This is a genomic window from Burkholderia sp. LMG 13014 (assembly GCF_905232215.1).
In the GTDB taxonomy this organism is placed as follows: Bacteria; Pseudomonadota; Gammaproteobacteria; order Burkholderiales; family Burkholderiaceae; genus Burkholderia.
The window spans coordinates 1-9,295 of the sequence record NZ_CAJNKE010000221.1 but is presented as its reverse complement, the minus strand read 5'-3'; the positions used below and the strand labels follow the sequence as shown (position 1 = coordinate 9,295).

The following is a 9,295-nucleotide window of genomic DNA, read 5'->3' as shown; positions in this document are numbered from 1 at the left end:
GGCGAGCGCCGCGATCTCGTCGAAGCGCGCGGTGCGCTTGCGCCAGCGCGGCCCGGATTCGCCTGCCATGGTTGTCTCCATCGTGGTGTCGCCATCGATGCGTGGCGATGCGAGGAACGCTAAAGCGATGACGAAATTTCGTCAACGTTTCGATTGAGCGGGGGCGGCCGCGGGCCTAATTTTGATTCCATGCCGAAGCGCTTGCCGCGCTTCCTACGGACAAGGAATCAAGGAGACGCACGTGGCTCATCTCGACAACCCCGCGCACGATCGCACGGCGGCGCGCCGTCAGGAATACCGGATGATCGGTGGCGCCGGCGAGCGCGCGCACGCGGCCGGGCTCGTCAACGCCGAGTGGTACCGGTGCGCGGTGCCGCGGCCGCTGATGAAGCAGTTGATGCAGCGCGGCGACGCGCGCGCGATCCGCGACACGCTGCTCTGGTACGCGGCGATCGCGATCAGCGGCGTGCTCGCGTGGCTGGCGTGGCGCGCGCATTCGGCGTGGGCGATCCCCGCATTCTTCGTGTACGGCACGCTCTACTGCAGCCCGGCCGACTCGCGCTGGCACGAATGCGGGCACGGTACCGCGTTCCGCACGCGCTGGATGAACGACGTGCTGTACCAAGTCGCGTCGTTCCAGGTGTTCCGCCGCGCGACGGCGTGGCGCTGGAGCCATGCGCGCCATCACACCGATACGCTGGTCGTCGGGCGCGATCCGGAAATCGCCGCGCCGAAGCCGACCGACTGGCGCTCGCTCGCGCTGAACATCGTCGCGCTGAAGCATGTGGCCGGCGAGCTGCGCAAGATGATCGCGATTGCGCTTACTGGCCGGCTCGACGACGAGGAGCGTACCTACGTGCCTGAATCGGAACGGCCGAAGGTGGTGCGTGAGTCTCGCATCCATCTCGCGGTCTATGCAATTGTGGTCGGTGCGTCGTGGTACTGGCACACGGTCCTGCCACTGCTCTACATCGGGCTGCCGAGCCTCTACGGCGCGTGGCTGTACCTGTATTTCGGCCTTACGCAGCACGCGGGCATGCCCGAGAACGTGCTCGATCACCGGCGCAACTGCCGGACCGTGATGATGAATCCCGTGTTTCGCTTCCTGTACTGGAACATGAACTATCACGTCGAACACCACATGTTCCCGATGGTGCCGTTCCACGCGCTGCCGAAGCTGCACGAGGCCGTGAAGGCCGACATGCCGCCGCCGTACCGCAGCACGCTGGCCGCGTATGCGGAGATCGTGCCGGCGCTGGTCCGGCAGACACGCGACCCGACCGATTACGTCGTGCGGCCCGTGCCGGATGCCGCGCGTGCGTGACCGATATCGACCCTTCACACCCAGGAGACACGCAACATGACGCAATGGATCGACACCGGCGCGCTCGACGACATCGACGACGAAGACGTCGCGCGCTTCGATCATGCCGGCCACACTTACGCGATCTACCGCATCGACGGCGAAGTCTATGCGAGCGACGGCCTGTGCACGCACGAGCGCGTGCATCTCGCGGACGGGCTCGTGATCGACCACGTGATCGAATGCCCGAAGCACAATGGGCGCTTCGACATACGCGACGGCCGGCCGCTGTCCGCACCCGCATGCGAGAAGCTGCGCACGTACCGCGCGAAGATCGAAGACGGCCGCATCCTGATCGAGGTGTGACGCGATGACGAACGACCGGGTGATGGCGATCGTCGGTGCGGGCCACGCGGGCGGCCGCGCAGCGCAGGTGCTGCGCGAATCCGGCTGGGGCGGGCGGATCGTGCTGATCGGCGCGGAAGCGCACCTGCCTTATGAGCGGCCGCCGTTGTCGAAGGGCGTGCTGACCGGCGAACGCAGCGCGGCGCAGTGCAGGTTGCGCGATCCGGAAGCGTGGGCGGCCGATCGCATCGAGCCGGTCGTCGCGACGGTCGAGCGCATCGATCCTTGCGCACGCGAAGTGCGCGTGTCGGGCGATCGCGTATTCGGCTACGACGCGCTGCTGCTCGCGACCGGCGGCCGCGCGCGTCGCCTGGCGATCCCGGGTGCGACGCTCGACGGTGTGTTTGCGTTGCGCACGCTAGACGACGCGGCGGCGCTCGGCGCGCGGCTCGTGCCCGATGCGCGGGTCGTACTGATCGGCGGCGGCTTCATCGGTCTCGAAGTCGCGGCGTCGGCTCGACTGCGCGGCTGCCGCGTGACGGTGCTCGATGCGGCGTCGCACCTGCTCGGGCGCGCGGTGCCGGAGACGATCGCGGCGCGCGTGCACGCGCTTCACGAACGGCAGGGCGTGGCGATTCGTGTGAACCGGAAGCCGGTTGCGATCGAGCGCACGGCGAGCGGCGCGCTGGCCGTCGTGCTCGACGATGGCGACACGCTGATCGCCGACACGGTCGTCGCCGGCATCGGCATCGAGCCGGCCGACGAGCTGGCGCGCGATGCGGGCCTCGCCGTCGAGCGCGGCATCGTCGTGAACGCGCGGCTCGAGACTTCTGCGCGCGGCATCTACGCGGCCGGCGACGTCGCGGTGTTTCCGAGCCACCGGTCGGGGCGGCTTGTGCGTCAGGAAACGTGGCACGGCGCCGAGACCCAGGCGCGCGTCGTCGCGCACAACATGCTCGGCGCCGACGAACCGTACCGCGCGATGCCGTGGTTCTGGTCGGATCAATACGACGCGCAGCTGCAAGTGGCCGGGGAGCCGGCGCTGGGCGAGCGGTCGGTCGCGCGCGTGCTCGGCGACGATGCGGAAATCCACTTCCATTTCGATACGGATGGGCGGCTCGTCGCGGCGAGCGGCTTCGGCCGCGCGTCGGGTTTCGTCAAGGAGATGCGGGTTGCGCGGATGCTGGTCGAGCGTGCGGCGGACGTGACGCCGACCGCAGTGGCGGACGTGAACGTGAAGCTGAAATCGCTGATCGGAGAGGCGGGCGGCAGGTAGCGAAACGATGCGAGCAATGTGAGCAATGCGCAACGGGCGCGAGCCACGGGCCGGGGGAACGAGTACGAAGGAGGGGAGAAGCGGCACGGGTGCGATACCCGTGCCGCCATGCCGGCGTGCCGGCGGTCACGCGCAAGAGCCTGTTCCCGAAGCGCGCGCGGGTCGATTGCCACGCGCTTCGTCACAGGCCCGCGTTCAGGCCATCGCGTGCAGGCGCAGGTACAGGCCGGCCGCCGCGGCGCCGCCCAGCAGCGGGCCGACGACGGGCACCCATGCGTAGCGCCAGTCGCTGTCGCGCTTGCCGGGGATCGGCAGCAGCGCATGCATGATGCGCGGCGACAGGTCGCGTGCGGGGCTCATCGCATAGCCGGTCGGGCCGCCGAGCGAGATGCCGATGCCGAGCACGAGCAGGCCGACGGGCAGTGCGTCGAGCGCGCCGAGGCCGACCTGCGGCGACGCGAGATACAGCACGCCGAGGATCAGCACGAACGTGCAGATCGCTTCGGTCAGCACGTTGTGCGTGACGCTGCGGATCGCGGGCGCCGTGCAGAACACCGCGAGCTTCAGGTCCGCATCGGCTTCCTTCGCGAAGTGCTGGCGATACGCGAGCCACACGAGCAAGGCGCCCGCCATCCCGCCGAGCATCTGCGCGAGGATGTAGCCGCCGACTTTCGACCACGCGAACTTGCCCGCGAGCGCGAGACTGATGGTGACGATCGGGTTCAGGTGTGCGCCGCTGAACGACGCGGTCACGTAGACGGCGACGAAAACGGCCATCGCCCAGCCCATCACGATCACGATCAGGTCCGCGCCTTTGCCCTTGGTCTTTGCAAGCAGCACGTTTGCGACCGCGCCGTTGCCGAGCAGCACGAGGATCGCTGTGCCGATGAACTCTGCAATATAAGGTGACATGGTTGTCTCTCGTATGTCATCGCGGACTCGCGCATTGCGCGGTCCGCCGGTGTTGTTGTATTTCGTCTGGATGTCTGAGGATTACTGGGCGTCGTCGGCCCATGCCTTCGCGGCACGCACCGCACGCTGCCAGCCCGACATGCAGCGTTCGACCTGCTCCTTCGGCATCGACGGCGAGAAGCGGCGATCGAGCTGCCACTGGTCGCGCACTTCGTCGAGGTTCTTCCAGTAGCCGATCGCGAGGCCCGCGAGATAGGCCGCGCCGAGCGCGGTCGTCTCGGTGATCTGCGGACGCACCGCGTCGACGCCGAGCAGGTCCGCCTGGAACTGCATCAGCAGGTCGTTCGCGCTCGCGCCGCCGTCCACGCGCAGCTCGCCGATGCTGATGCCCGAATCGGCTTCCATCGCGGCCAGCACGTCGAGCGACTGGTACGCGATCGAATCGAGCGCCGCGCGTGCGAGGTGCGCGGAGGTCGTGCCGCGCGTGACGCCGAACACCGAGCCGCGCGCCCGCGCGTTCCAGTGCGGTGCGCCGAGGCCCGCGAAGGCCGGCACGAGATAGACGCCGTCGGTATGCGGCACGCTCGCGGCGAGCGCTTCGATTTCAGCGGCCGACTTGATGATGCCGACGCCGTCGCGCAGCCACTGCACCACCGCACCCGCGATGAAGATGCTGCCTTCCAGCGCGTACTGCACGTTGTCGCCGATCTGCCAGGCGATCGTCGTGACGAGGTTGTTCTTCGATTCGATCGGCTTGTCGCCGGTGTTCATCATCAGGAAGCAACCGGTGCCGTAGGTGTTCTTCACCATGCCGGACTGCGTGCACATCTGGCCGAACAGCGCCGCCTGCTGGTCGCCTGCGATACCCGCGAGCGGGATCTTCGACGCGAACACGGTGGTCTTCGTGTGGCCGTAGATTTCCGACGATGCCTTCACTTCCGGCAGCATGCTGCGCGGGATGTCGAGCAGCTCGAGCAGTTCGTTGTCCCACTCGCGCGTGTGGATGTTGAACAGCATCGTGCGCGACGCGTTCGTCACGTCGGTCACGTGCAGTTCGTGCTTCGTGAAGTTCCACACGAGCCAGCTGTCGACGGTGCCGAACGCGAGCTTGCCTTGTTTGGCCTTCTCGCGTGCGCCCGGCACGTTGTCGAGAATCCAGCGGATCTTGGTCCCTGAGAAGTACGAATCGATCGGCAGGCCGGTCTTCGCGCGCACCTTCGCCTCGAGGCCCTGGGCTTTCAGCGAATCGCAGAAGTCGGCGGTGCGGCGATCCTGCCAGACGATCGCGTTGTAGACGGGCTGGCCCGTCTCGCGATCCCAGACGATCGTGGTTTCACGCTGGTTGGTGATGCCGATCGCGGCGATCGACGTGCCGTTCAGGCCCGTGCGCGTGACGGCTTCGGCGGCGACGCCGGCTTGCGTCGACCAGATTTCCTGCGGGTCGTGCTCGACCCAGCCGGGTTGCGGGTAGATCTGCTCGAATTCCTTCTGGGCGATCGAAACGATATTGCCCTGGCGATCGAACAGCATCGCGCGGGAACTCGTGGTGCCCTGGTCAAGCGCGAGGATGTACTGATCCTGCATGTCTCTCATCTCCATCCGTGGATTTGGCTTAGTTGTGATGCGCGCCGCGTGGGGCGGCGCGTCGGTGAGTCAACGTCGGTACGGCAACTGCAACTGCATTCGGATCAGGCCTGCGGCGCGTGTGCGGCGGCAAACCACGCATCGACCGCGGCGGTCACCGCATCGAGCGTGCCGGGCGCCACATGCAGGCCGAGCTTCGAGCGGCGCCACAGCACGTCCTGCGCGCAGGTTGCCCATTCGGCGTCGCGCAGGTAGCGCAGTTCGGCGTCGTAGATGCCCGGCGCGATTTCGGTGCCGAGACCGGCGAGCGACTTCGCACCGTCGATCACGCGCTCCGCGCGCGTGCCGTATGCACGGGCATAGCGGCGGGCGAGCGCGGCGGGCAGCCACGCATGGCGTTTGGCGAACGTATCGGCGAATGCGTCGAACTTCGCGTTCGCGATGTCGCCGCCCGGCAGCGCGACGCCGGCCGTCCAGGTTTTCGCGTCGCGGCCGAGCACGCTGCACAGCATGTCGCCGGCTTCTTCCGCGAGCTTGCGGAAGGTCGTGATCTTGCCGCCGAACACCGACAGCAGCGGGGCGCCCGCGCCGTCGTCCAGCTCGAGGCGGTAGTCGCGCGTGACGGCCGATGCGTTCGCGGCGTTTTCGTCTTCCAGCAGCGGGCGCACGCCCGAGTAGGTCCAGTGCACGTCGGCCGGCGAGATCTTGCGCTTGAAGTAGCGGTTGATCGAGTCGCACAGGTACTGCGTTTCGTCGCGATCGATCGCGACCTTCGCGGGATCGTTCGTGTATTCGACGTCGGTCGTGCCGATCAGCGTGAAATCGTGTTCGTACGGAATCGCGAAGATGATCCGCTTGTCCGGGTTCTGGAAGATGTACGCGTGGTCGTGATCGAACAGGCGCCGCGTGATGATGTGGCTGCCCTTCACGAGCCGCACGCTGTGGTGCGCGCCGCGACCGAGCGCGCCTTTCAGCACTTCGCCGACCCACGGGCCGGCCGCGTTCGCGATCGCGCGCGCATGCACGACGCGGATCGAACCGTCGGCGTGCTGCAGCCGCGCTTCCCATTCGTCGCCGCGACGTTCGGCGGACACCAGCTTCGTGCGCGTCAGGATCTCGGCGCCACGTTCCTTCGCATCCATCGCGTTCAGCACGACGAGGCGCGCGTCGTCGACCCAGCCGTCCGAATAGACGAAGCCGCGCTTGATCGAATCGATCAGCGGCGCGCCGGCCGCATGGCGGCGCATGTCGATGCCGCGCGAGCCGGGCAGCAGTTCGCGTTTCGCGAGGTGATCGTAAAGGAACAGGCCGATGCGGATCAGCCAGGCCGGACGCAGGTTCGGCATGTGCGGCATCACGAAGCGCAGCGGCCACATGATGTGCGGCGCCGCGCGCAGCAGCGTCTCGCGCTCCTGCAGCGCCTTGCGCACGAGGCCGAACTCGTTGTACTCGAGGTAACGCAGGCCGCCGTGAATCAGCTTCGTGCTGGACGACGACGTGTGCGACGCGAGATCGTCCTGCTCGCAGAGCATGACCGACAGGCCGCGGCCGGCCGCATCGCGCGCGATGCCCGCGCCGTTGATGCCGCCGCCGACGACGAGCAGATCGTAGCGATTCGGTTGGGTCACCTGCTGTCCTTATCGTCTGAGGGAAATGGGTGAACAGAAAATGTTCGAATTCGAAATTTAACGAACGAAATCGAAAAAGTAAAGTTCGAAAAAGCGGGGCCAGTAGCGCACGGCGCGATCCCGGACGATACTGGCGGAATCGACCGTTTCGCGAGGTGAATCATGCGTATTGGGATGTGGGCCGGCATGTGCGCTGTCCTTCTGGCGGGGTGCAGTGCCGGCACGCCGCCGCTTGCCGGCAACTGGCGGGCGCCGTCGTTCGTCGACCTGCAGACGTCGTGCGGCGGCACGGCGCGCGACTGGGGCGCGGACGCGCAGCCGGTCTATTCGACGTTGTACGACGCGTACGTGGCGAAACGGTATCGCGGGCTGACCGAAGCGAACTATTGTGCGTTCGTAAACGAACTTTCGACGCACTATGCGGCGCCCGACGCGGCGGCGCGTGCCGGCTGGATCGCGTATTTCAACGGTGCGCGCGCGCAGGCCATCAGCTGGCGGGCGGCGGTCGATCCGACGCTGCGCGGCGGCTGAAGCAGGCTGCGGCGGGGCGGTGAGCGGGAAGCGGGAATGGCCGCGCGGCCCGGAATGCGGGCGGCGCGGTCAGGTGACGAGCGGTGTGGTTTTACGAATAGCGGTATTTGATGGATCGCAGCGCGGCGTCGCCGGTTTCGGTTACGCAGTATTTGCGCCCCGATCCGAGCCCTTCCAGGCGAACGAGCTGCTGTTCCAGCAGTGCGTCGATTTCGTCCCGATCCATATGGGTTTGATCGGGAGCGTCCTTCACAAGCAATAGCGTGGCGAATTCATGCGGACTCAGCATCGTTCTCTCCATGGCGACCAGTCAGCCCGCGCGGCCGGCGTAAAAGCCGACGCGCGATACCCAGCGGGGTATGGCTTGGGGGGAAAAGCTGCATTCGCCGGCCATGTCATTCGTCCGCGCCCTGGCACAGGCGGAACGGCCGAACGGGCCGGGGAACTGGAGTCTAGTCGAGCGCGCAGGCAACGACAAATCGTGCCCCGTTAATTTTCCGTTTGACAGTCCGGCCGCGTGCAAGCGGTTTGCTTGCGACGCCAACTTCTTGATTTCACTTGAAGTTTCAGGTGCGGTGCAGCATCGGAACCGTTACTCCGCGACGTACACCTGGGTGCCCGCGGCCGCCACGGTATCGGCCATCTCGGGCGGCAGCGGCTTGTCGGTGAAAAGTGCGTGCACCTGGCTCAAATGGCCCTGGCGCACCAGCGCGGGGCGGCCGACCTTCGAATGGTCGGTCACGAGATAGACGGTGCGCGCATGCTGCATGATCGCCTCGGCCACGCGCACCTCGCGCGTGTCGAAGTCGCGCAGCGTGCCGTCGGTCTCGATCGCCGACGTGCCGATGATCGCGTAGTCGACCTTGAACTGGCGGATGAAGTCGATCGCGAGTTCGCCGACGATCCCCTTGTCCCACGGCCGCACGATGCCCCCCGTGATCAGCACCTCGCAGTCGGGGTAGCCACTCATCATCGACGCGACGTTCAGGTTGTTCGTGATCACGTGCAGCCCGTGGTGACGGTTCAGCGCGCGCGCGACTTCCTCGGTGGTCGTGCCGAGATTGATGAACAGCGATGCCTGGTCGGGAATGTGCGACGCCGCGAGCGCCGCGATGCGCCGCTTCTCGTCGTGGAACATCCGCTGGCGCGCCGTGTAAGACACGTTCTCCGAGCTGGTCGGCAGGCTCGCGCCGCCGTGGTAGCGGCGCAGCAGGTTCAGGTCGGCGAGCCAGTTCACGTCGCGGCGGATCGTCTGCGGCGTCACCGCGAAGTGCGCGGCGAGATCGTCGACGGTCACGAAACCGTCGCGCTGCACCCATTCGAGCAATTCCTGCTGGCGCGCGTTGAGGGTGAGGCGGGGATCTCGGGTCATGGCTCGATGGTCGTGTCGTGAGACGGAGCGGGTATTGTAAGGGCGGCAACGGCGTTAGGCCGGCCTGGTCGCCGGATATTCATGCGGAAATTGCATGGATTAATGTGACAAATGAATTTGTGCGATTGCGCCGATCGCGCTGCAATGGCGGATTGCGCGCGCACGCGGGTGCGCGTTCGGCGCGTTCATTCAGCTTTCGACGAGGTGGAACCGATGACTGGCTTCAACTGGCACAACCCGTATCCGACGACCCGCATTCCGGTGTTCGCGCGCAACGTCGTGTCGACGTCGCACCCGCTCGCCGCGCAGGCCGGCCTGCGGATGCTGTGGAAGGGCGGCAACGC

At 66.8% G+C, this 9,295-nt stretch carries 9 protein-coding genes; 4 read left to right on the top strand and 5 right to left on the bottom strand.

Translation table 11 applies throughout. The features are described 5' to 3' along the window. Nucleotides 1-241: 241 nt before the first annotated feature. The 3 genes from JYJ84_RS20620 to JYJ84_RS20610 are packed head-to-tail and all read left to right on the top strand — an operon-like array spanning nucleotide 242 to nucleotide 2,924. The gene (locus JYJ84_RS20620) at nucleotides 242-1,324 is read left to right on the top strand and encodes a fatty acid desaturase family protein (protein WP_122946210.1); all 1,083 of its coding nucleotides are present in this window, start codon (nucleotides 242-244) and stop codon (nucleotides 1,322-1,324) included. A 36-nt stretch (nucleotides 1,325-1,360) separates the two neighbouring features. Further along, complete coding sequence (locus tag JYJ84_RS20615; RefSeq protein ID WP_122946209.1) at nucleotides 1,361-1,669, top strand: non-heme iron oxygenase ferredoxin subunit; 309 nt, start codon at nucleotides 1,361-1,363, stop codon at nucleotides 1,667-1,669. A 4-nt stretch (nucleotides 1,670-1,673) separates the two neighbouring features. Then, entirely contained in the window at nucleotides 1,674-2,924 is a 1,251-nt protein-coding gene (locus JYJ84_RS20610) for an NAD(P)/FAD-dependent oxidoreductase (protein ID WP_122946208.1), read from the top strand. 195 nt (nucleotides 2,925-3,119) lie between these two features. Here the strand turns inward: JYJ84_RS20610 and JYJ84_RS20605 are convergent, their stop codons facing one another. The 3 genes from JYJ84_RS20605 to glpD all read right to left on the bottom strand — a co-directional run bounded on the left by JYJ84_RS20605 (nucleotide 3,120) and on the right by glpD (nucleotide 7,048). Beyond that, the gene (locus tag JYJ84_RS20605; RefSeq protein WP_011353113.1) at nucleotides 3,120-3,836 is read right to left on the bottom strand and encodes an MIP/aquaporin family protein; all 717 of its coding nucleotides are present in this window, start codon (nucleotides 3,834-3,836) and stop codon (nucleotides 3,120-3,122) included. A gap of 81 nt (nucleotides 3,837-3,917) precedes the next feature. Beyond that, complete coding sequence (gene glpK / locus JYJ84_RS20600) at nucleotides 3,918-5,420, bottom strand: glycerol kinase GlpK (RefSeq protein ID WP_174955545.1); 1,503 nt, start codon at nucleotides 5,418-5,420, stop codon at nucleotides 3,918-3,920. Nucleotides 5,421-5,524: 104 nt separating this feature from the next. Next, nucleotides 5,525-7,048 (bottom strand): glycerol-3-phosphate dehydrogenase, encoded by a 1,524-nt coding sequence (glpD, locus tag JYJ84_RS20595; protein WP_175221652.1) that lies wholly within the window; start codon nucleotides 7,046-7,048, stop codon nucleotides 5,525-5,527. Between the two features lie 162 nt (nucleotides 7,049-7,210). Here glpD and JYJ84_RS20590 point away from each other — a divergent pair, with 162 nt between their 5' ends. Beyond that, a complete protein-coding gene (locus JYJ84_RS20590) occupies nucleotides 7,211-7,579 on the top strand; it encodes a hypothetical protein (RefSeq protein ID WP_175221653.1) in 369 nt (122 codons plus the stop codon). Between the two features lie 91 nt (nucleotides 7,580-7,670). Here JYJ84_RS20590 and JYJ84_RS20585 read toward each other — a convergent pair whose 3' ends face one another. Both JYJ84_RS20585 and JYJ84_RS20580 read right to left on the bottom strand, forming a co-directional pair. Beyond that, nucleotides 7,671-7,868 (bottom strand): hypothetical protein, encoded by a 198-nt coding sequence (locus JYJ84_RS20585; protein WP_011353109.1) that lies wholly within the window; start codon nucleotides 7,866-7,868, stop codon nucleotides 7,671-7,673. A 303-nt stretch (nucleotides 7,869-8,171) separates the two neighbouring features. Next, complete coding sequence (locus JYJ84_RS20580) at nucleotides 8,172-8,951, bottom strand: DeoR/GlpR family DNA-binding transcription regulator (RefSeq protein WP_174955543.1); 780 nt, start codon at nucleotides 8,949-8,951, stop codon at nucleotides 8,172-8,174. Nucleotides 8,952-9,295 lie beyond the last annotated feature (344 nt).

Excerpts from the sequence above, each read along its gene's own strand:
- JYJ84_RS20585 (WP_011353109.1), bottom strand. The coding sequence starts at position 7,868 with ATGCTGAGTCCGCATGAATTCGCCACGCTATTGCTTGTGAAGGACGCT.
- JYJ84_RS20615 (WP_122946209.1), top strand. The coding sequence starts at position 1,361 with ATGACGCAATGGATCGACACCGGCGCGCTCGACGACATCGACGACGAA.
- JYJ84_RS20605 (WP_011353113.1), bottom strand. The coding sequence starts at position 3,836 with ATGTCACCTTATATTGCAGAGTTCATCGGCACAGCGATCCTCGTGCTG.
- JYJ84_RS20610 (WP_122946208.1), top strand. The coding sequence starts at position 1,674 with ATGACGAACGACCGGGTGATGGCGATCGTCGGTGCGGGCCACGCGGGC.
- JYJ84_RS20590 (WP_175221653.1), top strand. The coding sequence starts at position 7,211 with ATGCGTATTGGGATGTGGGCCGGCATGTGCGCTGTCCTTCTGGCGGGG.
- JYJ84_RS20580 (WP_174955543.1), bottom strand. The coding sequence starts at position 8,951 with ATGACCCGAGATCCCCGCCTCACCCTCAACGCGCGCCAGCAGGAATTG.
- glpK (WP_174955545.1), bottom strand. The coding sequence starts at position 5,420 with ATGCAGGATCAGTACATCCTCGCGCTTGACCAGGGCACCACGAGTTCC.